This is a genomic window from Pseudonocardia sp. ICBG1142, assembly GCF_020496255.1.
GTDB lineage: Bacteria > Actinomycetota > Actinomycetes > Mycobacteriales > Pseudonocardiaceae > Pseudonocardia.
The window spans coordinates 722,557-747,791 of record NZ_JAHLJC010000031.1; the positions used below are offsets into that span (position 1 = coordinate 722,557).

Genomic DNA, 25,235 nt, shown 5'->3' on the forward strand with positions numbered 1-25,235 from the left:
CCGACCGGATGCACAGCGCGACCGGTCGTCCTCGAACCGTAGTTGATCACGATCTTGGACTGAACGGGTGCATCGCATACCCCCGATCGGCGGTACGCGAGGCGCGCCGGACGGTCGGTGGCGGCGGTCAGCGGCCCCGGAACACCGGGACGCGCTTCTCGGTGCGGGCGGCGCGGCCCTCGGCGATGTCCTCGGCGGCCCAGCAGCCGCGGAAGTCCGCGGCGAGCCCGTCGACGACGGCCGGGTCGGTGTGCCCGCCACGGCCGAACGCGTTCACCGCACGCTTGTTGTAGGCCAGCGTGAGCGGGGCCATGGTCGCGACGTCACGGGCCAGGGCGAGTGCGGCGTCGCGGTCGCCGAGGGTGTCGGCGAGGCCGCGGGCGTGCGCGGTGGCGGCGTCGACCGTGGCGCAGGCCAGCAGCAGACTGCGGGCCGTGCCGCCGCCGGCGATCTGCACCAGCCGCTCGATCGTCCACGGGTCCACGGCCAGCCCGAGCCGCGCGGTCGGCAGCCCGAACACCGCCTCCGGGGCGGCGACCCGCAGATCGCAGGCCAGCGCCAGCTGCAGCCCGCCGCCGATCGCGGGCCCGGTCACCGCGGCGACGGTCGGCATCGGAAGGTCGGCGACCGCGTGCAGGCCGGTGTAGAGCGCGTCGAGGAACTCGTCGGTGTAGACCTCGCCGAAGTCGGCGCCGGAGCAGAACGCCGACCCGTTCCCGGCGACCACGACCGCCCGCGCGCCGGCCGCGCGGACCTCGGCGGCGGCGTCGACCAGCTGCCGGCAGGTCGCGATGTCCAGGGCGTTGCGGCGCTCGGGGCGGTTCAGCTCGATCAGACCGACGTCGTCGTGGGTGCTCACGGAGATCACGGGCCGGACCCTAACCCGCGGTCGACGCCCCGGACCCGTCCGCGTGACCGGCGCCGCGCCCGGCGGGCGCGGGCTCGCTCCAGCTCTGTCCGCACAGCTCCCGGGCCAGCCCGACCGCGAGCTGGTCGATCCGGCGCAGCATCCGCGCCGCGGCCAGCCGCCGCGTCCGCTCGGTCCCGGGGCCGACCACCGCGCGCGACGCGGCGTCGGCCTCGGCGGCGTCGAGCAGCTCCTCCGCGGAGCCGACGCCGTAGTCGGCGGGGCTCGCGCCGGGCGGGTGCTCGCGCCGGTCGGCGGGGCCCCAGCCGTCGTCGAGGATGCGGCGCAGGCCGTCGAGGTCCGCGCGGACCCGCTCGGCCGCGGGCTCCAGCGTCGCGGCCCAGCCGGGCGCCGACGCCGTCGCGGCCTGGGCGGCGAGCTGGCGGGTGTAGTGATCGATGGCCCCGACGACGCGGACGGTGTGGTGCACCCCGCGGCGCAGCGGCCTGCGGGCGACGGGGTGCTCCAGCGGCACCGCGCGGGTCCGCACGGTGGCCACCGCGGCGTCGACGGCGCGGGCCCGCTCCAGCGGGTCACCGGCTCCGGGGCGGCCCAGTGCCGCGTCGACCGAGGTGCGCAGGGAGACGTCGACCGCGGTGAGTGCGTCGTCGAGGGCCTCGGCGAAAGCCGTGCGCGAGCGGGTGGGCAGGATCAGGTAGGCGGCGAGCATGCCCAGCGCGCCACCGACGACGGTCTCCTCCACCCGCAGGACCAGGGTCTGCACGCTGAACTGGCCGATCACGCCGTAGAGCAGGGCCAGCACCGCGGTGATCCAGAACGCCATCATCGCCTGCGAGATCCGCACCAGGTACAGGGCGAGGAACACGCAGACGAACAGCAGCGCGAGGCTGGCGACGACGTTGCCGCCCACCAGCAGCGCCAGCAGCATCCCGGCCACGACGCCGCCCGCGGTGCCCACCGCGCGGGCCCAGCCGCGGCTCAGGACGTCGCCGCGGCTGGCGGTGCCGGCGAACACCACGAACGCGGCGATCACCGCCCAGTACCAGCGGGCCGGTGAGATGAGCTCGCCGACCACGATCGCGAGGCTGGTGGCGACGCCGACCTGCACCGCCTGGCGGGTGTGCAGCGCGAGCCCCTCGAACCGGTCCCGGCCCGCCGGGGTGTCGCCACCGGTCTCACCGGAGGAAACGGTCTCACCGGAGGGAGCAGAAGCACCGGAAGGAACGGTGTCGCCGGGCGGGGCGGGGTCGCCGGAGGGGACCGGGTCGCCGCCCGCGGTCGCCCGGTCGGTGTCGTGGTGCTCGGCGATCCGCAGCCGGGCCTGCTCGACGGTGGTCTGCATCGCGTCGGCGAGCCGGACGACGGCGAACCCGATGCGCTGCTCGCGGGCGGCGGGCCCGACCCCGGACGGCCGGTCCACGATGTCGGCGACGGCGGACCGGGCGCCGTCGTAGAGGCGGGCGGCGATCGCGCCGGGTGTCCCGACGGCGGTGGCCGCGGCGAGGGCCCGCAGTCCCTCGGCCAGGGCGGCGCGGTCGTCGTCGGGGATCGGGTCGTGGTGCTCGACCGACCGGCGGACCGACATCGCGACCCGTTCGGCGGCCAGCTCGGAGTCGATGATCCACTGCCGCAGGCCGGCGGCGGGTCCCGCGGTGGCGGCGGTCTCGGTCGGGGTGTCGGTCCCGGTGGTCCCGGCGTCGGTGTCGGTGTCCGTGTCGGGGACGGTGTCGTCGAGCCGGTCGGTCACCAGCAGCGCGGTCTCGTTGAGCCGGGCCTGGGCGCGCACCAGCGGGTCGAGGTCGGGCTCGCCCCCGGTGGTCTCCACCGCCTCGACGGCGGTGAGCAGCAGCGCGTGCAGCCGCGCCTCGAACGCCCGGAACAGCGCGTCCAGCACGGCCTCGGAGCGGCGGGTGAACACCAGGCAGCGCAGCAGGAAGGTGCTGCCGATGCCGATCACCACGCCGGCCAGCAGGTACGGCAGCTCGCCGGGGCCGGCGTGCAGGAACTGCACGAAGAAGAACGGCATGAACGCCGCCATGCCCAGCGCGACCCCGCGCGGCCCGTACCGCCGGACCGCGACGGCGACGACCATGACCAGGACGAACACGACGTCGGCCGCGACCCGGTTCGTCGACAGCAGCGCGGACACCGTCGCCGACGCCGCGGCGGGCAGCACCATCAGGGCGGTGGTGACCCGCCGCCGTCGCAGGTCGTTCTCGTTCACCGCCAGGTTGCTGATCATCGCCAGCACCACGGAGAACAGCACGATCGTGACCGGCTGCCCGGTCAGCGCGCGCAGCACGCTCGCCAGCACCGCGGCGAGCAGCATCGCCGCCGTCGCGACCGAGGCCAGGTGCAGCCGGGTGTGGCCGGGGTCGACCGCGGCCGCCCACGTCCGCAGCTCGCCCCACCGGGCCGGCACCGGCATGCGCCGTCCGCGCTCGACCGTCCGCGTCACGGTGCGAGTCTGACACGCACCGCGGCCGCCGGTCCGGGGGTCAGCCCGCGGTGCGGGCCTGCGGCGGCAGCGACTCGGTCGGCACCGGGTTCGTCGCCCCCGGGACCGGCTGCGAGGCCGGCCGGGCGACCGGGATGCCGAGCACGTCGCCCGCGGCGGCGGCCATCGCGCGCATGCCCTGGGCGTTCGGGTGCACCGGGGCGGCAGGCGAGGTCGGGACCAGGCCCTCGACCCACTTCACGCCGGGCAGCGTGCAGGCGTCGTGGCCGATGGTCGGGGTGTAGGTGTCGACGTAGTCCACACCGGCGTCGCGGGCGGCGCCGGCCAGCATCGCGTTGAGCTTCTTCTCGGTCTCGCGCAGGTAGGCGGTGTCGCCCGCACTGAACGGCATGACCGGGTAGCAGCCGGGACCGGTGTCCGGGAGGATCGACGGGTACCCGACGACGGCGACCCTCGCGGCGGGCGACCGCTCGCGGATCTTCTCGAGCACGTCGGAGACCTTCGACTCGGTGCCGTCGATCCGCTCGGCGAGCTGGTCGGTGCCGCCCGCGGTGAAGAAGTCCTTGCAGGCCGCGCCGAACAGGTTCGCCGAGGAGCGGCGCACGCACTCGCCGATGATCCCGGAGAACCCGATGTCGTTGCCGCCGATGGTCAGCGTGACCAGCGACTCGGACCCGTCGAGGGCGTCGAGCTGCGGCGGGTTCGGGCCGGCCTTCACCTCCTGCGGGGCCGTCATGTCCTCGGTCGTCGCACCGCTGCAGGACACGTCGGTGAACCGGCCGATGCCGGCGGAGCGGGCGAGCACCGAGGGGTAGTTCTGGTTCGAGCGCTGGCAGCCCGACGGTGTGCCCTGCTGCACCGGGACCAGCGGGCCCGCGGCGTAGGAGTCGCCGAGGGCGACGAAGCGCCCGACCGGGGCGGAGTCGAGGTTGCGCGCGGACAGCGTGGTCTCGGCGAACGTGGTCGGCGCCTCCGCCTGCGCGGGCGCGAGGGCGCTCATCCCGGCCGAGCTCAGCAGGGTCATGGTCGCCACGGCGAGCCACCGGGACGGGCGGGGACGGCGCACGGGTTCTCGGACCTCCGGTCGGACGTCGCCGGCGTGGGCACGCCGGTCCTGACCGACCAACGATCATCGTCGCGGACCGGTTACGCCCCGTTCGGCGCACGTGACGGGCCGGGACCGCCCGACCCGTCACGCACCGTGGACGGTGCTCGCTCAGTCGGTGAGCCTGCGCAGCGACAGCGGCGCGACCAGGCGGTGCCGCAGCGCGGTCGCGTCCCACAGCTGCGGCTGCGACGGCATCGACGCGAGCCGCTCGGCGGCCACCGCGCCGGGGTCGGCCATCGGCTCGCGGACGCCGGCGAGGAAGGCCCACTCGTGCTCCTCGCACCCGATGTAGACCCCGCGACCGCCGGTCTCGCCGAACACCGCGGCGAAGCGCTGCCAGGCCGAGCGCAGCGTCGCGTCCCGCCACACGGCCGGGCTGCCCGCCTGGAACACCAGGACCCCGCCGGGGGTGAGCCGCTGTGCGCAGGCCCGGACGAACTCCTCCTCGTAGAGCCTATTGATCTGGGCGTCGGGCTCGTCGGGGCGCTCGTCGGGCAGGTCGACGATCACCAGGTCCCACTGCTCACGCGCGTCCAGGACGAACTGCCGCCCGTCGCCGTAGGTCAGGTGCACCGGGCCCTCGCCGCGCTCGGCCGCGGCCAGGGACTCGGGGGTGTAGCCGTAGGGCAGGTGCTCGGCGCAGATCCGGACGGCCTCGGCGTCGATGTCGACGTGGTCGACCCGGCTCGCGCCGGCCGCGACCGCCATCTCCGACGCGACGCCCTCCGAGGAACCGATGATCAGCACCCGGTCCAGCTCGCGGGCGAGCAGGGCACCCGGCCACACCAGTGCCTCGTGGTAGGTGAGCTGGGTGTGCTCGGTGGACTGGCGCTCGTCGTCGCAGAAGAGGGTGACGCCGTGCGCGGTGTCGGCGACGACCACGTGCTGGAACCCGGTGTCCGCGACGTGGTGGACCCGGCCGAGGTCCCAGCGCCGGGTCAGGCCGGGCGAGAGGGGTTCGGTGACCGTGCGCGGGGCGCCGCCGCGGTCGACGACCTGCAGCGCGGTGTCGGTCGCGCCGACGCGGTCGGCGAGGCGGCGCACGGCGTCGACCGGGTCGGCGCTCTCACCGCAGGTGAACACGTCGACGTGCATGCCGCCGTGCTCGGGCCAGGTGTGGATCGAGGCGTGCGACTCGGCCAGGACCGCGACGACGGTCGCCCCCTGCGGTTCGAACCGTTCGACGACCACCTGACGGACCTGGGCTCCGGCCTCGGTCAGCGCGGCGGTGAGGTCGCTGCGCAGGCGGGCGCAGTCGTCGAGGATCTCGGGGGCGATGCCGCCGAGCTCGGCCAGGACGTGCCTGCCGACCGGCGACGAGGTGCTGGGCAGTGCGGGCGCGCCCGTCCCGAGCCCGGTGCCCGGATGCAGTTCTCCGGCCGCGGTGGCGGGCACGGACATGGTGGGCGAGGTGGAAGATGACACGTCCGGACACGTTAACCGCGATGTGGGAACGCCGCCCCCTCCTCGCCGACGACCACGTCCAGCGGTCCGAAGCCGTTGAACCCGACCGAGGCGTAGCTGGAGGTGTAGGCGCCGGTCCCGAGCAGGTCGACGACGTCGCCCGCGGCCAGGTCCAGCGGCAGCGCGACCGGGGTCCGGCGGTAGACGACGTCGTCACCGTCACAGGTGGGGCCCGCGACCACGACCGGTCCGCACGGGCCGGAGCGGCCGGGCACGCGCAGCGGGTAGGCGATCGCCTCGCCCTCGGTCTCGGCCAGGCCCTGGTAGCGGCCGACGTCGAGGTACACCCAGCGACGGTGGTCGACCCCCGGGCGGCGGGACACCCGCAGCACCCGGGCGCGCAGCACCCCGGCCGGGGCGACCAGCGCGCGGCCCGGTTCGAGCAGCAGCGTCGCGTCGTCCACGTGCCCGGCGGCGACGGCCGCGGCCACCGCGCTGCGCACGGCCGCGGCGTAGTCCTGCGCGGGGGCGACGGCGGTGCGGTAGGCCACCGGCCAGCCGCCGCCCAGGTCCAGCTCGGGGCGGCGCAGCCCGGCCCGCCCGGCGACCCGCAGCGCGAGCGCGACGGCCCCGGCGTAGGTGGCGGGGCGGGTCTGCTGGGAGCCCGCGTGGAAGGTGACCCCGGCCGCGACCAGGCCGCGGTCCGCGACCCGGCCCAGCAGCGCGACGGCGGCGTCGGGCGGCGCGCCGAACTTGCCGTGGAACGGCGTCGCCGAGCCGGTGTCGTCGACCGAGAGGCGGACCTGCACCCGGGCGCCGGGGACCTCGGAGGCCAGGGCGTCGACGTCCTCGGCACTGTCGGTGACGAACCGGGTGACGCCGTCGCGGGCAGCCCGGGCGGCGGCACCGGGGCCGCGCACCGGGTTGCCGTGCTGCAGGGACGCCGGGTCCGCCCCGGCGGCCAGGCACAGGTCGATCTCGGCCTGGGAGGCGACGTCGAACCCGGCCCCGGCCGCGACGAGGGTGCGCAGCACCGCGGGTTCCGGGCAGGCCTTGACGGCGTAGAGGATCCGGGCGTCGCCGAACGCCGCGGCCAGCGCGCGGTACCGCTCCCCGACGACGACGGGGTCCAGCGCCAGGTACGGCGTCGGACGGTCGGTGGCGAGCAGCCGCTCCAGGCCGGGGCTCAGGGTGTCGGGCACACCGCGATCGTCTCCCGGGCCGGGCCGCGCCTCACCGCCGGGGCACGACCTGCGGGGCCACGACCCGCCGGGGCACGGACCGGCCCGACCGGACCGCTCCGGGCGCCGGGCCCCTGATCTAGGTTCGACCCATGACCGCACCGAAGCCGCAGCGCCGCGCCCGGAAGATCGCCATGACCCCGGAGGAGGTCACCGCGTTCCTCGACGCCGAGCGCACCTGCCGGGTCGCCACCAACGGCGTGAACGGCCCGCACGCCACCCCGCTCTGGTACGTGTGGGACGGCGAGGCGCTCTGGCTGACCTCGCTGTCGCGCTCGCAGCGCTGGACCGACCTGCAGCGCGACCCGCGGATCGCCGTCGTCGTCGACGCCGGGCACGACTACTCCGAGCTGCGCGGGGTCGAGCTGCGCGGCTCGGTCGAGGTCGTCGGCGAGGTCCCGCGCACCGGGGAGCCGCACCCCGAGCTGGAGCGGGTCGAGCAGGCGATGGCCGACCGCTACTTCGGCGGGCAGGTCGTGATCGACGGCCGGCACGCCTGGCTGCGGCTGCGCCCGGAGAAGATCACCAGCTGGGACTTCCGGAAGATGTGATCGCCGGGGGTGAGGGGATCGGTGCCGGATGTGGCACCGATCCGCTCACCCGTGACGATCACCGGGTTCCGGCCGGGTCAGGGCCGCCCGGTCACCAGCGGCCAGAGGCCGTCGGCGCCCGCGGCCAGGGCAGCCGCACCGACCCGGTCGTTCCAGTACGCCTCGGTGCCGTCCTCGTCCCGCCAGGCCCACAGCCGGGTCGTGACCAGCCGCAACGCGTGCTCACGGGTGAACCCGATCGCGCCGTGCACCTGGTGGCAGATCCGGGCGACGGCCGTGGCCGCCTCCGAGCAGCGGGCCTTGGCCGCGGCGACGGCGAACCCGGTCTCCGCGGCGGCGAATCCCGCGCGCTGCGCGGTCGAGGTCGCCGCGGCGGAGGCGGCCGAGGCGGCGGCGACCTCCGACCCGGCCTCGGCGAGCATCTGCTGCACCGCCTGGAAGCGGCCGATGGGGCGACCGAACTGGGTGCGTTCCCCGGCGTAGGCGACCGAGGCGGCCAGCGCACCGCGGGCCGCGCCGGCGAGCAGCAGCGATCGTGCCAGCGCCGCCCGCAGGGTCAGCTCCGTGGCCGCGCCGGCCGGGGCGGTGCCGGTGGCCGTCGGGGTGACCGCGTCGAGGGTCAGACCGTCGCGGGGCTCCTCGGCGAGGTTGACGCCCTCGGTGACCCGCGCCGCGGCCGCGTCGAGCACGAGCACCCGGGCCCCGTCGAGCACGACGACCGCGGCCAACGAGCGCCCCCACGGCACCCGGGTCAGCTCCGCCGACACGGTGCCGCTGCCAGTGACGCCGCCGGAGCCGCCGTCGGTGCCACCGCCAATGCCGCCGTGAGTGCCGCCGCCGGTGAGCGCGCCCCCGGCCGCACCGGCAGGGCGGTCCCCGCCGGTCGCGTCGGTGACGACCGCGGCCAGCGGCCCGTCCGGCACGGCGAGCCCGGCGGCGCGGGCCAGCCACCCGGCGAGCAGGTCGGTCTCGGCCAGCGGCAGCCGGGCCGCCGCCGCTCCGGCGACCTCCAGCAGCACGGCGGCGTCGTCGAGGGTGCCGCCGGTCTCCGGGTCGGTCAGCGAGGTCAGCCCGGCCCCGGCGCACACCTTCCAGGCGGCCGTGTCCAGGCCGGTGCCCTCGCGGTCGTCGGACCCGGCGGCCAGGATCGACGCGGCCAGGTCGGCGAGGTCGCTGTTGCGGGCCATCAGCGCAGTCCCATCCCCCGCGCGACGATGCCGCGCAGGACCTCGTTGGTACCGCCGCGCAGGGTGAACCCGGGCGCGTGCAGCACGGCGTCGGCGAGCAGCCGGGCGAACCCGGACTCCGCGCCGGGGTCCGGTGGGATGTCGACCAGCAGCCGGGCGGCGTCGACGATCTCGTTCTCGAAGCGGGTGCCGAGGTCCTTGACCAGGGCCGCGGCCAGCTCGGGCGCCTCACCCGACTCCAGTGCCCCGGCGACGGCCAGCGACATGGCCCGCAGCGTCCACAGCCGCGACACCAGCGACCCGACCCGGCGCCGGGTGCCGGTGTCGACACCGCCCGCCGCCGCGGTCAGCTCCCCGACCAGCGACGACAGCAGCGGATAGGTCGACAGGAACCGCTCCGGCCCGGACCGCTCGAACGCCAGCTCGCCGGTGACCTGGGCCCAGCCGTTGCCGATCTCGCCGAAGACCCGCGAGTCCGGGATGAACACGTCGTCGAAGCGGACCTCGTTGAAGTGGTGCGCCCCGGTGAGCAGCGGGATCGGGCGGATCTCCACCCCGGGCGAGTCCAGCTCGACCAGGAACTGGGACAGGCCCGCGTGCCGGTGGGCGTCGTCGCGCGGCTCGGTGCGCACCAGCGCGAAGAACGCGTGCGCATGGTGGGCCCCGGAGGTCCAGACCTTGGTGCCCGACAGCCGCCACCCGCCGTCGACGCGGGTCGCCCGGGTCCGCACCGACGCCAGGTCGGAGCCGGAGTCCGGTTCGGACATGCCGATGCCGAAGTACACCTCGCCGCGGGCGATGCCGGGCAGGAACGCGCGACGCTGCTCCTCGGTGCCGTGACGCAGCAGCGACGGCCCGATCTGGCGGTCGGCGATCCAGTGCGCCGCCACCGGGGCGCCCGCCGCGAGCAGCTCCTCGGTGACGACGTAGCGCTCCAGCGCGGTGCGGCCGTGCCCGCCGTACTCGGTGGGGATCGTCATACCGAGCCAGCCGCGCTCCCCCAGCCGCCGCGAGAACGACTCGTCCCAGCCGGAGAGCCACACGTCCGCACGCGGGGTCCAGCGGCCGGCGTCGCGCTCCTCGTCGAGGAAGGACCGGACCTCGGCCCGCAGGTCCGCCAGCCCGGCGGGGAGCTCGACCGGGTCGGGCACGAGCTCGGGCAGCGTCGCTGCCGCTGTCGATGTCACTGCCACGGGCCTCATCATGACCCAGCCCCGCCGACGCCGCCGGTGTCTATGGGCCGACTCACCGGGGTACGTTCCGGGCATGACCACCAATGCTGACGAGCGCAGGGTGCTGGATGCCGTCCCCACCGGCCTGTTCATCGGCGGCCAGTGGCGGCAGGCGGAGAACGGTGCGACCGCGAAGGTCGAGGATCCGTCCACCGGAGAGGTCCTGACCGAGGTCGCCGACGCCTCCCCCGCCGACGGCATGGACGCTCTCGCCGCCGCGCACGCCGCGCAGCCCACGATCGCCGCGATGGCACCGCGGGAGCGCAGCGAGATCCTGCGCCGCGCCTACGACCTGCTCCACGAGCGGATCGACGACCTCGCCCTGCTCATGACCCTGGAGATGGGCAAGCCCTTCGCCGAGGCCAAGGGTGAGGTCACCTACGCCTCGGAGTTCCTCCGCTGGTTCTCCGAGGAGGCCGTGCGGATCGACGGCGGCTACCAGGTCGCCCCGAACGGCCAGACCCGCTTCCTCACCATCCGCCAGCCCGTCGGGGTCTGCGTGTTCGTCACCCCGTGGAACTTCCCGCTGGCCATGGGCACCCGCAAGATCGCTCCGGCGGTCGCCGCCGGCTGCGCCTCGGTGATCAAGCCCGCACCGCAGACACCGCTGACGATGCTCGCGTTCGCGCAGGTGCTGGCCGACGCCGGCCTGCCCGACGGCGCCCTGAACGTCATCAACGCCACCGACGCCGGCGCGGTGATCGAGCCGATCCTCCGCGACGGCCGCGCCCGGAAGATGTCGTTCACCGGATCCACCCCGGTCGGGAAGCTGCTGCTGTCCCAGGCCTCGGACAAGGTGCTGCGCTCGTCGCTGGAGCTGGGTGGCAACGCCTCGTTCATCGTGCTCGACGACGCCGACGTCGACGCCGCCGTCGAGGGCGCCATGATCGCCAAGATGCGGAACATGGGCGAGGCCTGCACTGCGGCGAACCGCTTCTACGTCCAGCGCGGCGTCGCCGAGGCGTTCACCGCCAAGCTCGCCGAGCGGATGGGTGCGCTCAAGGTCGGCCGTGGCACCGAGGAGGGCGTGAACGTCGGCCCGCTGATCGACGCCAAGGGCCGGGACAAGGTCACCGACCTGGTCGCCGACGCCGTCGCCGCGGGCGCCTCGGTCGCGCTCGGCGGGAAGGCCCAGGACGGGCCGGGCTACTTCTACCCGCCGACCGTGCTCACCGACGTGCCGGTCGACTCCCGGCTCAACCACGAGGAGATCTTCGGCCCGGTCGCGCCGATCACCGTCGTCGACACCGCCGACGAGGCGCTGGCCGCGGCCAACGCGACCGAGTTCGGCCTGGTCAACTACGTGTACACGCGCGACCTGAACCGGGCGCTGCACATCGCCGAGAACCTCGAGAGCGGCATGATCGGGCTCAACACCGGCCTGGTGTCGAACCCGGCCGCCCCGTTCGGCGGAGTGAAGGAGTCCGGGCTGGGCCGCGAGGGCGGCGCGATCGGCATCGACGAGTTCCTCGAGACCAAGTACGTGGCCATCGGCTACAGCGGCTGAATCACGGGAACGGCCGAGGGCCCCGGCGCCGTACGGCGCCGGGGCCCTCGTGGTTCGCGGACCGGTCAGTTGGCCGGGGCCGCGGGTGCAGCAGGTGCCGCGGGTGCCGGGGCCTGCGGCTGGATCGGGACCGCCGCATCCTGCCCGGGCACCGGCTCGGCGGGCTGGGTCACGTCGACCTGCCCGCCCGAGACGAGCTCGACCAGCTCGACACCGCCGTTGAGGGTCAGCATCACGATCAACAGCGCCACCGAGGCGACGGCGGCCGCGGTGAGTCCGCGTTGCGCGGACCCGCTGGTGACCAGTCGGCCACGGCTGGTCTCCACCACCCAGGCGCGGGCGGCGAAGACCGCCAGCATCAGGCCGAAGGCGAGCCAGGTCAGGGCGAATCCGTTCACGGGTTCGGCACCTCCCCGCCAGCCGCCGGGGCCGGGGCCGTCGCCGGCGCCGGGACACCCGGCGCCGGGGGCGGGTCGTTGCGCACCAGGATCGCGTCGAAGCCGCTCTCGTAGGTCGCGCGGTACTGGCCCGACGCGATCAGCTGGTTGCGGATCTCGAGCGTCCAGCCCGGCTGGCGGTCGTTCAGGACGACGCCCTGCTTCTCGATCGCCGGGTAGAACAGCAGTGTCTGCGGCTGGACCTGGTCGATGCAGCGGAACGGGTCCGCGGCGAGCACCGCGCAGCCCTGACCGCCCGAGGCCATGTTGTTGTGCTCGCCGACGCCCTCCAGGGCGTACGGCCCGACCGTCGACAACGGCTGCACCGTCGCCCCGGGCGGCGCCTCGTCGTAGGCCTTGCGGGTCATCTGGACGTCCTCGGTGGTGACGTCGGTGTAGGCCTCGTTGCCGCCGCGGATGAAGATCAGCAGACCGAAGACCACCACCATGCCCACCGCGAGCAGCCGTTCGCGTTTGCGGTCGACCCGGGCGAAGGCCCGCAGCGCGTCGACGGCCAGGATCGACAGGATCGGCAGGCCGTAGAGCAGCACGCGCAGGAGCAGCTCGCCGCCGTAAGTCTGCACGACCGCCATGCCCATCGGGATGATCGCCAGCAGGATCGGCACGAGGTCGCGACGGCGGCGCCAGTAGACCCAGGCACCGGCGAACCCGATGACGTAGGTCAGGCCGGTCATGACGACCCGGAGTCCCTTGCCCACCAGCTGCCCCGTGTCGCCCTGGAACCGGTCGGCGACGCCGGCCTGCAGCGCGCTGCCCTCGTCGCTGCTGCCGATGATCATGCTGATCTGGTTCATCCAGAAGTCGCGGGCCCCGATCAGGACGAACACCGTCACCGCGGCGATCGCGACGATCACCAGCCCGCGGCCGCGGAACCGGCCCACGATCGCCAGCACGGCCAGCTGGCCGATGATGGCGAACGGGGTCAGCTGGTGGGCCGGGGCCACCGCGATCACGCACAGCGCCGCGCAGAAGTAGATCAGCAGCAGCTGCCGGGCGGGCAGCGTCGGCGTGTTCGGCGGGGTCAACGCCGACACCAGCCAGCGCCGCCACCGTGGCAGCGGTGGTGCCCCACGGTGCGCCCGTGGCCAGCCCGGGGCCCCGGCATTGTCGACGCGACGGGTGGCCAGCGGGCCGAGCGCGAAGGTCAGCACCGTCAGCAGCAGCACGATCGCGGTCGCCTGCGGCGAGAAGTAGTCCTGCTCGATCCAGTTCAGGCCGATGAACAGCCAGGCCGCCACCCACGGTGCGCGGGTGCCCCCGAGCATCGAGCGGGCGAGCGCGTAGACACCGATCGCCCACACCGCGGTGACGGCGGGCGGGTACCAGCGCAGGACCGTGTCGAGCTGGTCGGCGCCCGCGGCGTCGCGGATCCACGCCCACTGGGCGAAGAACGCCGGCCAGTAGAACCGGGCGTCCACACCGGTGGGCGGGACGCCGTTGTTGCTGGCCACGGCGTCGACGAAGCCGGAGATCAGCCACGCGGTGGTGAACCGGGCCTGGGGCTGCACGACCGAGGGCAGACCGGTGGAGCACAGCAGCAGCACACCCGTCGCGGCACCCAGCATCGGGATCCGCGGCCGGCGCGACCACAGCTCGACCAGGCAGGCCCCGATCGCGAGCAGCAGGGCCACCCACGCGAACGGGCTCAGCGCCGGGGCCAGGCCCCAGCCGCCCAGGTCGGACAGGTCGGTCGTCGCCGCGGCGACGGGCAGCAGCAGCACCGCGAGCACGGCCAGGACCGGGGCGCCCCAGACCCACAGCGGGGACAGCGGCTCGGCGGTCTCCGGCGCGGGCGGCGGAGGCGGCGGCGGGCCGTCACCGGGCGGGCGCGGGACCGGGCCGCGGACGGCCATGGTCGGCGAGTCCGGACCCGGCGGCGTGACGAACTGGGTCCGCTCGCTCGCGCTCTCCTCCGCGACGCGGGTCCGCGCGACGGCGGGCTCCTCGCCGCGGTGGCCGCGGGTGGACGGGTCGGGGCCGCCCGTCCGGCGGGTCTCCGACGTCACGACTTCACCTCCGGTGTGCTCCGGCGGTTCCACGCCGGGACGAATCTGAGTGCCAGCGCGCAGAGGACCTGCGCGCCGACGTAGCCGAGGACCACCGGCAGCATGGTCATGCTGACCGACGCGGTCCCGGGCTCGGGCAGCGGGACCAGACCGGCGAAGGCCACGACCAGGCCGGTGTTGAGCAACTGGATCTTCGCGTAGCCCATGCCGTCGCCGTCGGCCTGGCGGCGGGCGAGCTCGAACACGACGATCAGCCGGAAGAACAGCCCGCCCATGAGCACGGCCAGCGCCGGGGCGCCGGGGGCGTAGCCCTCCCCGAGCAGCGACAGCACCGGGTAGCCCAGTGCCGCGCCGAGCCCGAGCGCCGGGACGAACAGCAGGAGCATCCGGCGCCGGGCGACGCGGGCGAACTCCTCGGCGCGGTGCGGCTCGCGGGCGGTCTGCACGGTCAGCGAGTTGGTGAAGAACGTCGCGGCCAGGTCGATGACGGTCACCGCCTGCCAGCAGATGAAGAAGACCGCGCCGATCTCGTTGCCCATCCGGAAGTTCGCGAACAACGGGACCTGGTTGTAGAGCAGCGCGTTGCCGCACTGCGCCAGCGCGGTCGGCGCGAGGAACGCGATCATCTCCGGGCGCGACGGGAGCGTGCCCGGCCCGCCGGCGCGGGCGAAGCGCCGCACCATGAACCAGAGCAGCACGGTGCCCGCGGCGATCCACAGCACGACCGGGATCGCCCAGGACAGCACCAGCGCCTCGGACGCGAGCGTGCTGCCCAGCGCCAGCAGCAGCACGATCCGGGTCACGGCGAAGGTGCCGTTGCGCCACACCGCCACCCACGGCCGCCCGATGGCGACCATGACGAAGTCGTGGACGACGAACACGCACCAGCCGGCGCAGGTCAGGACCAGGACGACCAGTCCCCAGCCGAACGATCCGCCGCCGGCGGCCTCCGCGACCCGGGGCACGAGCGTGCCGTAGATCAGGCCGATCAGCCCGGACAGCGGCATGATCAGCAGCAGCGAGCCGAAGGTCAGCCGGACCGACTTGCGGCCGGCCCCGGGGAGCCAGCGCAGCAGCGCGAGCCCCAGGTTGAGCTGGGCGACGCCGCCGATCAGCTGGAAGGCCGACACGAACTCCGAGGCCCGGCCCACCTCGGACTGCGGCATGATCCGGGTCGCGATCAGCACGCCGAGCAGCCCGGCGACCGAGCCGAAGCCCGAGCACAGGGTCAGGGCGATGCCGTCGCCGATGCCGCCGTTGCGGTCCGGGACCTGCTCGCCGTCGCCGTCGCCGCCTCCGCCGCCCGGTCCGGGTGGTGGGGTGGGCGGCGGGGTAGGCGGGTTCTCACCGGGCCCGCGCAGCCCGACCAGCGGGGGCAGGAACTCGGTGTGCTGCTCGGCGTTGCGGCGCGAGTGCGCCCGGGCGTGCGCCGTGGACAGACGCTGGGTCGGGGCTTCCGGGTCGACGCCCCTCGCGTGCGGTCCGGGGACGGGGCCGGGACCGGGCGTCCCCGCGGCGGGGCGGGGACGCGCCGGCCCGACCGGCCTCACCGGAAGGTCCCGCTCACTGGGCCACCACGGCGTGGCGCAGCAGGAACGGGACCGACAGGAGCGTGACGACGAACAGGGCGACGCTCGGGTACCAGAGCCCCAGGCTGACCATGAGCTGGCCGCCGATCAGGGTGACGGCAGTGCCGACCCCGAGGGTCAGCAGCCAGACGTGCGCGGCGGGCGCGCGGCGCAGGAATCCCGCGGCGGCCCAGCCGGGGCCGAGCAGCAGGAAGCCGATGGTGACCAGCAGCCGGAACTCGCCCAACGCGCCACCGGTGACCCCGGCGACGTTCAGTCCGCAGGCGACGATGCCGGCGAGGACGAGCAGGATCGCGACGTACCGCCGCGCGGTCCTCGCGCGGGTCAGCTCTGCTGCGGACTGCACGCTCACCGCGGCTCACTCCTCTTCACTGGTGGTTCTCCCGGCACGGCGTCCCCCGTGGGACGAGTGCCGGTGGGGCGTGGACCGGATCGATCCGGTCCCGGGGCGTTCAGGACGCCTCTTCCCCCCATGCGTACCGCACACCGGTCCGCTCGGGACGGGCGGACCCGTCCCGCTCGGCGCCGACGGGGCGCTGCTCGCGGGCGACCGGCGACGGGGCCGGCTGCGCCGGAGCGGGCTGGGCGGTGCCGGGCTGCGGCTGCGGGGCCGGTCGCGACGGCTGCGGCCGGCGCTGCGGGGCCGGGGCGTCGGCGCGCGGCCGCGGGGCCGGGCGTCGCTGGTGGGCCGGCGGGACCATCCGGTCCGGCGTCGTGGGCGGCACCGGGCCCGTGGGCGGGGTGGTGGGCGCCGCCGGGTGTCCGGCGGGCGGGGCGACCGCGGCGGGGCCGGGGACGGCGGGCCGGTCCTCGCGACCGGCGCGACGCCGCTCGGCGGCGAGGGTCCGCAGGACGCGGGTGCCGTCGGCGAAGGTGCGCAGGTTCGTCTCGCCGAACATCCGCTCCTTCTCGACCGAGGGGACCTCGGTGATCGTCAGACCGGCGGCGGCGACGCGGCAGTTCAGGACCGTCTCGATCTCGAAGCCGTCGCCCCAGTACATCCCGCCGTCCGGGTGCGGGGGCATGTCGACCGCGGGCAGGTCCAGCAGCGGCAGGATGTCGGCCCAGAAGGCGTTGTAGCCGTAGCAGAGGTCGCTGTAGCGGGTGCCGAACAGCGTGTTCGCGATCAGGTTCAGCCCGGCGTTGCCACCCTTGCGGAGCAGCGTGATGTCGTCGCTGCCGCCGCCCTTGGTGAACCGGCTGCCCTTCGCGAAGTCGGCGCCGTCGACGAGCGCGGCCACGAAGCGCGGGATCTCCTGCGGGTCGGCGGAGCCGTCCGCGTCGAACATGACGATCGCGTCCCCGGTGGCCGCGGCGAACCCGCAGGCCATCGCGTTGCCCTTGCCCTTGCGGGTCTGGCGGACGATCCGGACGCCGGGCAGGACACGGCGTGCGGTCTCGACGGTGCCGTCCCGGGAGTCGCCGTCGACGACGATGACCTCGTGCACGGCGGGACGCACGGCCGCGACGGCCGGCAGCACCACCTCGAGGTTCCGTGCCTCGTTGCGGGTCGGCACGATCACCGACACCCTCGGTTGGCTCGGACGACGTAGTCCGTGGTCAGGGCGCTTGTTCACCGGTCTCTCCCCCGAATCGATCGGTCCTGGCGCGCGGTTGGCGAGCAGTGCGTGTCCGGTCGTGACGACGATGCCGATCCGACCGGATCCTTTACCCCACAACGGGGGTCATCCGAGATATCTCCGGTGCCGTCGGTCGCGTTACGTGAGCCGCACCGCATCGGGTGTCGCCCGGACGGTGCAAGGCCCCGGACTCCGTCGCCGCGGCGTGGACCGACCACGCGAACACGACAACGGATACTACGGATGCGCTCCGGACCACCGCGGCGCGGGACCGCCTCGCGGGGCCCCGGCCGACGAGCGGTGACCGTCGGGCGGCGAGCGGCGGGATACCCGGCCCATGATCACGGTGCGTATCCGTTCCGTCCCGATGGTCCCGTTCGGACGTCGCACGTCCGCGCCGCCGTCCGGCACGTCGGCCGGGGCGGGTAGCGTGGGTCGCCGCCTGCTCGTCCGATCCGTTCCACCCCTGCGAGGTACCCGATGAGGCCCGGCGGCTTTGTGCCCAGCGTGTCCGTCTGCATCCCGGTCCACAACGGCGAGGCCTATCTCGCCGAGACCATCCGCAGCGTGCTGGAGCAGACCTGGCGGGACTTCGAGCTCGTCGTGCTGGAGAACGGCAGCACCGACGCGAGCTGGGAGATCGCCACCTCCTTCCGCGACCCGCGGATCCGGGTCGAGCGCAACCGGCAGGTCCTGCCGCAGGGCGACAACTGGAACCGCGCCGTCGAGCTGTGCCGTGCGCCGCTGGTGAAGCTGGTGTGCGCCGACGACCTGCTGCACCCGCGCTGCCTGGAGCTGCAGGTGCCGCCGATGCGCGACGACCCCTCGCTGTCGGTGGTGGCCTCGCGCCGGCACATGATCGACGAGCAGAGTCGGGTCATCGTCCCGCGCCGCGGTCTCGGCGGCGGCCTGGTCGGGCTGCACTCGGGCAGCGAGGTCGCGCGGCGGGTCATCCGCAACGGGGCGAACCCGATCGGCGAACCGGGCAACGTCCTGTTCCGTCACGAGCAGTTCGTCACCGCGGGCGGGTGGCGCCCGGAGCGGCGCTTCATCATGGATCTCGACCTCTGGATGCGCCTGCTCCAGTACGGCGACTTCCTCGGCGTCCCCGAGACCCTGGCCGCCTTCCGGATCGCCCGCGGCTCGGTCTCCTCGGAGTTCGAGCAGCAGATCTCCGAGGAGCAGCAGCTGCTGTTCGACGAGCTGGGCGACTCCGGGGTGTTCGACGTCCGCCCGATCGACGTGCGGATCGGCCGGCTCGCCCTGCCGCTGGGCCGGGCCCGGCGCAAGGCACTGTTCAAGGTGTCGCGGATCGCCGCCCGCAAGGACGACAAGCTCATCGCCGAGCGCGACGAGGCCGCGGCCGCCGAGGCCCGCTGACCGCGCTGGGTGCAGGCCGCGACCGCGGCCGCCGCCCCGACGGCATCCCGGACTCCCCGATCGGCGGGGCCGATACCGGACATCGGGGACATGCAGTCGCCTATCTGCTGCCAGGTCTTTGCGGCAGCACTGCCGTCGCGTTGAATTCCCTCACCCGGCCCGGTGGCGGCCGGACCGACCGGTGAGGGGGCGCGATGCGGACGCATGCGGTCGCCATGCACATGAGCGACGGGCTGGTGAACGGCCCGACGGCGCTGCTGTTCGCCGTCGTCGCAGTGATCGCGCTGACGGTTGCCGTCCTGCGCGCCCGCGCGGACCTCGACGACCGCACCGCGCCGATGGCCGGGCTGGTCACGGCCTTCGTCTTCGCCGTCCAGATGATCAACTTCCCGATCCTGCCCGGCGCGAGCGGGCACCTGCTGGGCGGGGCGCTCGTCGCGATCCTGGTGGGCCCCTGGGTGGGCATCATCGCGATCTCGATCGTGCTCGTCGTGCAGGCGCTGCTGTTCGCCGACGGCGGCATCACCGCCCTCGGGCTCAACATCACGAACATGGCCGTGATCGGGGTGGTCGTCGGCTGGCTGGTGGCGCGGGCGCTGCGTCGGTTCGCGGTGCGGTCGCGGGCCGGGCTGGTGGTCGTCGCGTTCGTCGCCGCCCTGCTGAACACGGTCGTCGCCGCGATGGGCTTCGTCCTGGAGTACGCGATCGGCGGCGCGGGTGGGGCCACCCTCGGCACCGTCTTCGCGCTGATGGGCGGGCTGCACGTGCTGATCGGCATCGGCGAGGGCGTGATCACCGCGGCCACCGTGGGCGCGGTGGCCGCCGTCCGGCCGGACCTGGTGTACCTGCTGCGCGGCGCCGCGACCCCGCTCGCCCGTCGCCCGACCTCCGAGGAGGGTGTGCGATGACCGCCCCCGCCCACCGCCGTCCGCTGCTGTTCTTCGCCGGGTTCCTGATCGTGTCCCTCGTCGTGGCCGGGCTGGTCTCCTCCCTCGCCTCCCCCGACCCCGACGGCCTCGACACCGTCGCCCGGCAGGGCTGCACCGCCGTCGCGACCCCGGACGGCGGGGAGCGGCTGGAGGGCACCTGCATCGCGACCCACGAGAGCGACCACGCCATGGCGGCGAGTCCGCTCGCCGGGTACTCGGTCGTGGGCGGCGAGGGCACCACCGGCGTCGCCGGGGTGGCCGGGGTGCTGGTGACGGTCATCGTCGCGGGCGGGGTGTTCCTGCTGCTGCGCCGACGGGACGGCTGATGGGCGCCGGGCACTCCCACCCGCTGCACCTGCACCACGACTCCCCCGTCCACCGGCTCCCACCCGAGGTCAAGATCGTCTCGGCGCTGCTGGTGACGGTGTGCGTGGTCGCGACCCCACGGGAGGCGTTCGCGGTGTTCGGCGGGTTCGCCGTCCTGCTCGCCGGGGTGTGGGCGCTGGCGGGCATCCGGCCGGGCTGGATCCTGCGCCGCTCGGTCATCGAGCTGCCCTTCGTGGTCCTCGCGGTGCTGCTGCCGTTCACCGGCCCGGCGCCGACGCTGGACTGGCTCGGTCTCACGCTGTCCCAGCCGGGGCTGCTCGGGGCGTGGAACATCCTGGTCAAGGGCACCCTGGGCGTGCTGACCTCGCTGACCCTCGCCGCGACGACGCCGATGCGCGACCTGCTCGTCGGCCTGGCGCGCCTCCGCGCCCCGGCGATCGTCACCACGATCGCCACCCTGATGCTGCGCTACGCCGACGTGATCGCCGGCGAGGCCCGGCGGATGCGGTTGTCCCGGATCTCCCGTGGCCACGACCCGCGGTTCCTGTGGCAGGCCGGGGCGACCGCCCGAGGGATCGGCTCGCTGTTCGTGCGGTCCTACGAGCGCGGTGAGCGGGTGCACCTGGCGATGCTGTCGCGCGGCTGGACCGGCACCATGCCGGCGTCGGGCGACGCCCCGACCACCCCGCGGCAGTGGCTGGCCGGGCTGACCGTGGCCGGGGTCGCGGTGCTGCTGGCCGGGTCCGGCTGGGTGGCCGCATGAGCCCGCCGTCGCTGCGGCTGACCGACGTGGCCTTCGCCTACCCCGACGGCCACCAGGCGCTGTTCGGTGTCGACCTGACGATCGCCCCCGGCGAGCGAGTCGCGCTGCTCGGCCCCAACGGCGCCGGGAAGACCACCCTGGTGCTGCACCTCAACGGGATCCTCGGCGGCAGCGCGGACGGCCGGGGGGACCGCCGGGCGGGCTCGGTCGAGGTCGGCGGGCTCCGGGTGGAGAAGCGGAACCTGCGCGAGATCCGGCGCCGGGTCGGGATCGTCTTCCAGGACCCCGACGACCAGCTGTTCATGCCCACCGTCGCCGAGGACGTGGCGTTCGGCCCGGCGAACTTCGGGCTGCGCGGGCCGGCGCTGCGCGAGCGGGTCGACGAGGCGCTGGTCGCAGTGGGGATGGCCGACGCCGGCGACCGTTCCCCGCTGCACCTGTCCGGCGGGCAGCGCCGCCGGGTGGCGCTGGCCACGGTGCTGGCGTGCGACCCGGAGATCCTGGTGCTCGACGAGCCGTCGTCCAACCTCGACCCGGTGGCCCGACGCGAGCTGGCCGAGGTGCTGCTGGGGCTGGGCCGGACCATGCTCATGGTCACCCACGACCTGCCGTACGCGCTGCAGCTGTGCCCGCGCAGCGTCGTGCTCGACGGGGGGACCGTCGTCGCCGACGGGCCGACCCGGGACCTGCTGGCCGACGCCGAGCTCCTCGCCCGGCACCGGCTGGAGCTGCCCTACGGCTTCGTCCTCGCCTAGTACGGCGACGGGTTGCGCGCCCCCCAGAGGCTGGTCGGCCGACGTACTCGGTCAGGTCCGCAACGCCGCCAGGCCGAACGCAGTGCTGTCAGCGAGCCAGTTTCCTATAGTGGTCGGAACGCGTCTGACACCTGGAGGTCTGGCCCGTCAGGTAGAGTAGGGACGTGTCAGAATCTGTGGATCACCCACTGACTTCAGACGTGACCATGAACCGGGACGGGCGGGTGTTGATCCCGAAGCAGGTCCGCCAGGAGCTGGGGCTCGACCCTGGCTCGGCGCTGGTGCTCTCGGTGGAGGACGGCCGGGTGATCTTGGAGAGCCGGGATCAGCTGATGGCGCGCATCCGCCGCGACGTCGCTGCCGCCTGGCAGGGCGCCCCCACCCGATCCGTGGCCGCCGAGTTGCTCGCCGACCGACGCGCCGAGGCCGATGCCGAGGACGCCCGTTGACCCCCGTGCCCGCCGACCCCGCGGCGTCACCGGGCACGTCGGCGGTGCTGGATGCCTCCGCGGTGCTGGCCTGGTTGCGCGACGAGCCCGGGGCGGAGCTGGTCGAGCCCTATCTCACCGCAGCCGCCGGAGCTGCCCGGATCGGAGCGGTGCTCAGCGCAGTGAATCTGTCCGAGGTCCACCAGAAGCTCGCCCAACACGGCGTCGACGCCGACCGGACCATCCGCCAGCTCCGCACCCTGGGCGTGCACGTGGAACCCTTCGACACCACCGACGCGACCACGGCGGCAACGCTGTGGCCGGTCACCCGCGCCGCGGGCCTTTCTCTGGGTGACCGGGCATGTCTCGCCCTGGCCGCGCGGCTCGAACTGCCCGCGGTCACCGCGGACACCGCCTGGACCACCCTCGACGTCGGTGTCACGGTCGTGCCCATCCGGTAGAACCACCCCGACCCCACCCCAAGGTGGGTGCGAGCGCCGGGTGTTGGTCCGACGCGACACCGCCCCACCCGGCGAACCGGGTGGGGCGGTGTCGTGCGGTGCGGTGCGGCGGGGTGGGTCAGCCGCGCTGCTCCTGGCCGTTCGGGTGGCCCTGCGCCGCGTCCGGCAGGCCGATGCCGGGGGCCTCACGGGAGGACTCCAGCTGGGCCGGAGTCGCAGCACCGCCGGTACCGACCTCGGTGCCGGGGACCGGCGGGACGTCCGAGCCCACCGGCGGGACCTCCTGCTGGGCCGCCGCGGTGGCCGCCGCGACCTGCTTGGCGATCTCCGGGTCGGAGGAGGTGTCGAACCAGTCCTCGACGCCGTCGTCCTCGGCGGGCTTGGAGACGGTGCCGTCGTCCGGGCTGGGCTCGTAGCGGAAGACGCCGTCCTCGCCGGGCGCGCCCAGCATCCGGGTGAAGCCCTCCAGTGCCTTCCCGAAGTCGGACGGGACGACCCACAGCTTGCTGGCCTCGCCCTCGGCCATCTGCGGCAGCGTCTGCAGGTACTCGTAGGCGAGCAGCTCCGGGGTGGGCTTGCCGGCCTTGATCGCGGCGAACTTCTTCTCGATCGCCTTCGCCTCACCCTGCGCCTCGAGGTACAGGGCGGCCCGGCGGCCCTGCGCCCGCAGGATCTCCGACTGCCGCTCGGCCTCGGCGGCGAGGATGGCGGCCTGCTTGGCGCCCTCCGCGGTGAGGATCTGGGACTGCTTGTTGCCCTCGGCGCTGCGGATGGCCGACTCCCGCTGGCCCTCGGCGGTGAGGATCATCGCCCGCTTCTCGCGGTCGGCCTTCATCTGCTGTTCCATCGAGTTCTGGATCGAGGGCGGCGGGTCGATCGCCTTGATCTCGACCCGGGCGACCCGGATGCCCCAGCGCTCGGTGGCCTCGTCCAGCTCGCCGCGCAGCGCGGTGTTGATCCGGTCCCGCGAGGTCAGCGTCTGCTCCAGCGTCATGCCACCGACCACGTTGCGCAGCGTCGTGGTGGTGATCTGCTCGACACCGGCGATGTAGTTGGCGATCTCGTAGACCGCCGCCTTGGCGTCGTTGACCTTGAAGTACACGACGGTGTCGATGTTGACGGTCAGGTTGTCCTGCGTGATGACCGGCTGCGGCGGAAACGACACGACCTGCTCGCGCAGGTCGACCCGCTCGCGGGTGCGGTCGACGAACGGCACCAGGATCGCCGGGCCGCCCTCACGGATGCTGTGGTAACGACCCAGCCGCTCGATGATGTACGCCCACTCCTGCGGGACGATCACGACCGACTTCACGACGATCGTCACGACCAGCACGAGCAGGATGATGCCGATGATGAGCTCGGCGCCCATGTGCTCTCCCCTCCCTGCGCGCCGGAGAACCGGCGCCGGTGTCGCCCCGGAGTCCCCGGGGCGTCGTGGCCGTCCTACCGCGTCGCGGTTTCAGGACGGCGGTAGTTCCCCCCGACCGGTGACGAGAACCGCCGCCCCGGTCACCTGCAGGATCGTGACGGTGCTGCCGGCCTCGAGGACCTCGACCCCGTCCATCGACCGCGCCGACCACAGCTCGCGTCCGATCCGGACCTGCCCCCGCTCGCCGTCGACGCGCTGCACGACCTCGGCGGCGGCGCCGACGAACCGGTCCTGGTGGCGTTCGAGGGTGCCCAGGTGCGCGTCCAGCCTGCGTTTCGCCGCCGGCCGCACGGCCAGCAGCAGCAGGACCGCCACGGCGCCACCCAGCCCGGCGGCCGGGAGGAGCGTCAGCCCGAAGGCGGCCCCGGCCGCCGCGGCGAGTGCCCCGCCGCCGAGCATGACGAGGAACAGCTCCCCGGACACGAGCTCGCTGCCGATCAGCACGAGACCGACGAGCAGCCAGATCAGTGCCGGTTCCATGGCTCCCAGCGTGCCAGAATGTCCGATTCACCGTCGGCGTTTCGTCGGGATGCTCCGCACTGCTTGGCCCGATCGTTACCGGTCGGTGCCGGAGTTCGACCCCGGTGTCGGGGTCAGGCCCCCTCGGCGGTGACGAAGTCGATGAGCCGCTCGACCGCGCCGATCATCGGGGTCTCCAGGTCGCGGTAGCTGCGGACCGCGCCGAGCACCCGCCGGGCACCGTCGGCGGGCTCGCCCCACCGCAGCGCCGCGCAGACCCCGGTCTTCCAGTCGGTGCCGCGCGGGATCACCGGCCACTCGCGGATCCCGACGACCGAGGGCTTCACCGCCTGCCACACGTCGACGTAGGGGTGGCCGGTCACCAGCACGTTGTGCTGGGCGGCGGGGGTGGCGCGGTAGGCCTCGCGGGCCTGCCGGGTCTCCTTGGTGCCCTCGACGAGGTGGTCGACGAGGATGCCCAGGCGTCGGTGCGGTCCGGGGTCGAAGTCCCGGACGGCCGCGGCCAGGTCGTCGACGCCGTGCAGCGGCTCGACGACGGCACCCTCGACGCGCAGGTCGTGGCCCCACACCTGTTCGACGAGCGCAGCGTCGTGCAGCCCCTCGACCCAGATCCGGGCGGCGCGCGCGGTGCGGGCCTTCAGGTTCGCGACGTGCACCGACCCGGAGGCGGACAGCGTGCGACCCGCGGGGGCGGCCTGCGGCCGGACCAGCGTCGCCGGACGGCCCTCGTGGAGGAACCCGGCGGGGCGCAGCGGGAAGATCCGCCGGCCGCCGAAGCGGTCCTCCAGCGTCACCTCCGAGCCGGTGACGGTCACGACGGCACCGCAGAACCCGCTGGCCGGGTCCTCGACGACCAGGCCCGGTTCGGCGGCGACCTCGGTCACCCGGCTCTCCCGCGGGGCACGGGTGCCCGCGGTGTCGAAGATTCCCCGGTAGTCGTGGGTCCGGCTCATGGTGAGCCAGTATCGGTCGACGTCGGTCGGTGACCGGTGCACGACACGCCCACACTCCGGTGGTCACGCTCAGCGTGAATCTCGTAGCGCTGCGTCACCCACGTGCCGGGTGTGCGACGCGGGATGGGCCGTTAGCCTGAC

At 74.4% G+C, this 25,235-nt stretch carries 24 protein-coding genes; 9 read left to right on the forward strand and 15 right to left on the reverse strand.

Annotated features, from left to right (window positions below; translation table 11 throughout):
- Nucleotides 1-127: 127 nt before the first annotated feature.
- The 5 genes from KPL59_RS27610 to KPL59_RS27630 all read right to left on the reverse strand — a co-directional run bounded on the left by KPL59_RS27610 (nucleotide 128) and on the right by KPL59_RS27630 (nucleotide 7,040).
- Entirely contained in the window at nucleotides 128-868 is a 741-nt protein-coding gene (locus KPL59_RS27610; RefSeq protein WP_226362499.1) for an enoyl-CoA hydratase, read from the reverse strand.
- 10 nt (nucleotides 869-878) lie between these two features.
- Complete coding sequence (locus KPL59_RS37190; RefSeq protein ID WP_226362500.1) at nucleotides 879-3,326, reverse strand: FUSC family protein; 2,448 nt, start codon at nucleotides 3,324-3,326, stop codon at nucleotides 879-881.
- 40 nt (nucleotides 3,327-3,366) lie between these two features.
- On the reverse strand, nucleotides 3,367-4,350 hold the full coding sequence (locus tag KPL59_RS27620; protein WP_226362841.1) for an SGNH/GDSL hydrolase family protein: 984 nt from the start codon (nucleotides 4,348-4,350) through the stop codon (nucleotides 3,367-3,369).
- 192 nt (nucleotides 4,351-4,542) lie between these two features.
- The gene (gene speD / locus KPL59_RS27625; protein WP_020624770.1) at nucleotides 4,543-5,835 is read right to left on the reverse strand and encodes an adenosylmethionine decarboxylase; all 1,293 of its coding nucleotides are present in this window, start codon (nucleotides 5,833-5,835) and stop codon (nucleotides 4,543-4,545) included.
- Nucleotides 5,836-5,870: 35 nt separating this feature from the next.
- Nucleotides 5,871-7,040 (reverse strand): type III PLP-dependent enzyme, encoded by a 1,170-nt coding sequence (locus tag KPL59_RS27630; protein WP_226362501.1) that lies wholly within the window; start codon nucleotides 7,038-7,040, stop codon nucleotides 5,871-5,873.
- 131 nt (nucleotides 7,041-7,171) lie between these two features.
- On the opposite strand from KPL59_RS27630, the gene KPL59_RS27635 reads away from it, so the two are divergent.
- Complete coding sequence (locus tag KPL59_RS27635) at nucleotides 7,172-7,630, forward strand: pyridoxamine 5'-phosphate oxidase family protein (protein ID WP_020623247.1); 459 nt, start codon at nucleotides 7,172-7,174, stop codon at nucleotides 7,628-7,630.
- A 77-nt stretch (nucleotides 7,631-7,707) separates the two neighbouring features.
- On the opposite strand, the gene KPL59_RS27640 is transcribed toward KPL59_RS27635, so the two are convergent.
- Nucleotides 7,708-8,817, reverse strand: coding sequence for an acyl-CoA dehydrogenase family protein (locus KPL59_RS27640; protein ID WP_226362502.1), 1,110 nt, complete (start codon nucleotides 8,815-8,817; stop codon nucleotides 7,708-7,710).
- A complete protein-coding gene (locus KPL59_RS27645; RefSeq protein WP_226362842.1) occupies nucleotides 8,817-10,019 on the reverse strand; it encodes an acyl-CoA dehydrogenase family protein in 1,203 nt (400 codons plus the stop codon). The genes KPL59_RS27640 and KPL59_RS27645 overlap by 1 nt, the downstream gene beginning before the upstream one ends.
- Nucleotides 10,020-10,083: 64 nt before the next feature.
- On the opposite strand from KPL59_RS27645, the gene KPL59_RS27650 reads away from it, so the two are divergent.
- Nucleotides 10,084-11,556 (forward strand): NAD-dependent succinate-semialdehyde dehydrogenase, encoded by a 1,473-nt coding sequence (locus KPL59_RS27650; RefSeq protein WP_226353698.1) that lies wholly within the window; start codon nucleotides 10,084-10,086, stop codon nucleotides 11,554-11,556.
- A gap of 65 nt (nucleotides 11,557-11,621) precedes the next feature.
- Here KPL59_RS27650 and KPL59_RS27655 read toward each other — a convergent pair whose 3' ends face one another.
- From KPL59_RS27655 to KPL59_RS36590, 5 genes are all read right to left on the reverse strand, one after another.
- Complete coding sequence (locus tag KPL59_RS27655; RefSeq protein ID WP_226362503.1) at nucleotides 11,622-11,954, reverse strand: hypothetical protein; 333 nt, start codon at nucleotides 11,952-11,954, stop codon at nucleotides 11,622-11,624.
- A complete protein-coding gene (locus KPL59_RS27660; protein ID WP_226362504.1) occupies nucleotides 11,951-14,020 on the reverse strand; it encodes a hypothetical protein in 2,070 nt (689 codons plus the stop codon). Before KPL59_RS27660 ends, KPL59_RS27655 begins: the two co-directional genes overlap by 4 nt.
- Nucleotides 14,017-15,570 carry a lipopolysaccharide biosynthesis protein gene (locus tag KPL59_RS27665; protein WP_226362505.1) on the reverse strand — a complete coding sequence of 518 codons (1,554 nt, stop codon included), beginning with the start codon at nucleotides 15,568-15,570 and terminating at the stop codon, nucleotides 14,017-14,019. The genes KPL59_RS27660 and KPL59_RS27665 overlap by 4 nt, the downstream gene beginning before the upstream one ends.
- Nucleotides 15,571-15,583: 13 nt before the next feature.
- Complete coding sequence (locus tag KPL59_RS27670; RefSeq protein ID WP_020623972.1) at nucleotides 15,584-15,961, reverse strand: hypothetical protein; 378 nt, start codon at nucleotides 15,959-15,961, stop codon at nucleotides 15,584-15,586.
- Nucleotides 15,962-16,061: 100 nt separating this feature from the next.
- Nucleotides 16,062-17,132 carry a glycosyltransferase gene (locus tag KPL59_RS36590; RefSeq protein WP_308187965.1) on the reverse strand — a complete coding sequence of 357 codons (1,071 nt, stop codon included), beginning with the start codon at nucleotides 17,130-17,132 and terminating at the stop codon, nucleotides 16,062-16,064.
- Between the two features lie 555 nt (nucleotides 17,133-17,687).
- Here KPL59_RS36590 and KPL59_RS27680 point away from each other — a divergent pair.
- The 7 genes from KPL59_RS27680 (at nucleotide 17,688) to KPL59_RS27710 (ending at nucleotide 22,232) form a co-directional block, all read left to right on the forward strand.
- Nucleotides 17,688-18,569, forward strand: coding sequence for a glycosyltransferase (locus tag KPL59_RS27680; protein WP_063718593.1), 882 nt, complete (start codon nucleotides 17,688-17,690; stop codon nucleotides 18,567-18,569).
- Nucleotides 18,570-18,763: 194 nt separating this feature from the next.
- Nucleotides 18,764-19,477 (forward strand): energy-coupling factor ABC transporter permease, encoded by a 714-nt coding sequence (locus KPL59_RS27685; RefSeq protein WP_226362506.1) that lies wholly within the window; start codon nucleotides 18,764-18,766, stop codon nucleotides 19,475-19,477.
- Nucleotides 19,474-19,824 carry a PDGLE domain-containing protein gene (locus KPL59_RS27690; RefSeq protein WP_226362507.1) on the forward strand — a complete coding sequence of 117 codons (351 nt, stop codon included), beginning with the start codon at nucleotides 19,474-19,476 and terminating at the stop codon, nucleotides 19,822-19,824. Before KPL59_RS27685 ends, KPL59_RS27690 begins: the two co-directional genes overlap by 4 nt.
- A complete protein-coding gene (cbiQ, locus tag KPL59_RS27695; RefSeq protein WP_226362508.1) occupies nucleotides 19,824-20,588 on the forward strand; it encodes a cobalt ECF transporter T component CbiQ in 765 nt (254 codons plus the stop codon). Before KPL59_RS27690 ends, cbiQ begins: the two co-directional genes overlap by 1 nt.
- Complete coding sequence (locus KPL59_RS27700) at nucleotides 20,585-21,343, forward strand: energy-coupling factor ABC transporter ATP-binding protein (RefSeq protein ID WP_226362509.1); 759 nt, start codon at nucleotides 20,585-20,587, stop codon at nucleotides 21,341-21,343. The genes cbiQ and KPL59_RS27700 overlap by 4 nt, the downstream gene beginning before the upstream one ends.
- A 206-nt stretch (nucleotides 21,344-21,549) precedes the next feature.
- On the forward strand, nucleotides 21,550-21,792 hold the full coding sequence (locus tag KPL59_RS27705) for an AbrB/MazE/SpoVT family DNA-binding domain-containing protein (protein ID WP_226362843.1): 243 nt from the start codon (nucleotides 21,550-21,552) through the stop codon (nucleotides 21,790-21,792).
- A 5-nt stretch (nucleotides 21,793-21,797) separates the two neighbouring features.
- A complete protein-coding gene (locus KPL59_RS27710; protein WP_226362844.1) occupies nucleotides 21,798-22,232 on the forward strand; it encodes a type II toxin-antitoxin system VapC family toxin in 435 nt (144 codons plus the stop codon).
- Nucleotides 22,233-22,350: 118 nt separating this feature from the next.
- On the opposite strand, the gene KPL59_RS27715 is transcribed toward KPL59_RS27710, so the two are convergent.
- The 3 genes from KPL59_RS27715 to KPL59_RS27725 all read right to left on the reverse strand — a co-directional run bounded on the left by KPL59_RS27715 (nucleotide 22,351) and on the right by KPL59_RS27725 (nucleotide 25,094).
- Nucleotides 22,351-23,601: an SPFH domain-containing protein gene (locus tag KPL59_RS27715; RefSeq protein ID WP_226362510.1), complete on the reverse strand. Its 1,251-nt coding sequence runs from the start codon at nucleotides 23,599-23,601 to the stop codon at nucleotides 22,351-22,353.
- 90 nt (nucleotides 23,602-23,691) lie between these two features.
- Nucleotides 23,692-24,141 carry an NfeD family protein gene (locus tag KPL59_RS27720; protein ID WP_226362511.1) on the reverse strand — a complete coding sequence of 150 codons (450 nt, stop codon included), beginning with the start codon at nucleotides 24,139-24,141 and terminating at the stop codon, nucleotides 23,692-23,694.
- Between the two features lie 113 nt (nucleotides 24,142-24,254).
- Entirely contained in the window at nucleotides 24,255-25,094 is an 840-nt protein-coding gene (locus KPL59_RS27725) for a DUF3097 domain-containing protein (protein ID WP_226362512.1), read from the reverse strand.
- Between the last annotated feature and the right edge of the window lie 141 nt (nucleotides 25,095-25,235).

What these genes read in the sequence shown, in the direction of transcription:
- KPL59_RS27620 (WP_226362841.1), bottom strand. Translation starts at nt 4,350, where the DNA reads ATGACCCTGCTGAGCTCGGCCGGGATGAGCGCCCTCGCGCCCGCGCAG.
- speD (WP_020624770.1), bottom strand. Translation starts at nt 5,835, where the DNA reads ATGTCCGTGCCCGCCACCGCGGCCGGAGAACTGCATCCGGGCACCGGG.
- KPL59_RS27635 (WP_020623247.1), top strand. Translation starts at nt 7,172, where the DNA reads ATGACCGCACCGAAGCCGCAGCGCCGCGCCCGGAAGATCGCCATGACC.
- KPL59_RS27640 (WP_226362502.1), bottom strand. Translation starts at nt 8,817, where the DNA reads ATGGCCCGCAACAGCGACCTCGCCGACCTGGCCGCGTCGATCCTGGCC.
- KPL59_RS27645 (WP_226362842.1), bottom strand. Translation starts at nt 10,019, where the DNA reads ATGAGGCCCGTGGCAGTGACATCGACAGCGGCAGCGACGCTGCCCGAG.
- KPL59_RS27650 (WP_226353698.1), top strand. Translation starts at nt 10,084, where the DNA reads ATGACCACCAATGCTGACGAGCGCAGGGTGCTGGATGCCGTCCCCACC.
- KPL59_RS27685 (WP_226362506.1), top strand. Translation starts at nt 18,764, where the DNA reads ATGCGGACGCATGCGGTCGCCATGCACATGAGCGACGGGCTGGTGAAC.
- KPL59_RS27690 (WP_226362507.1), top strand. Translation starts at nt 19,474, where the DNA reads ATGACCGCCCCCGCCCACCGCCGTCCGCTGCTGTTCTTCGCCGGGTTC.
- cbiQ (WP_226362508.1), top strand. Translation starts at nt 19,824, where the DNA reads ATGGGCGCCGGGCACTCCCACCCGCTGCACCTGCACCACGACTCCCCC.
- KPL59_RS27700 (WP_226362509.1), top strand. Translation starts at nt 20,585, where the DNA reads ATGAGCCCGCCGTCGCTGCGGCTGACCGACGTGGCCTTCGCCTACCCC.
- KPL59_RS27705 (WP_226362843.1), top strand. Translation starts at nt 21,550, where the DNA reads ATGAACCGGGACGGGCGGGTGTTGATCCCGAAGCAGGTCCGCCAGGAG.
- KPL59_RS27715 (WP_226362510.1), bottom strand. Translation starts at nt 23,601, where the DNA reads ATGGGCGCCGAGCTCATCATCGGCATCATCCTGCTCGTGCTGGTCGTG.
- KPL59_RS27720 (WP_226362511.1), bottom strand. Translation starts at nt 24,141, where the DNA reads ATGGAACCGGCACTGATCTGGCTGCTCGTCGGTCTCGTGCTGATCGGC.
- KPL59_RS27725 (WP_226362512.1), bottom strand. Translation starts at nt 25,094, where the DNA reads ATGAGCCGGACCCACGACTACCGGGGAATCTTCGACACCGCGGGCACC.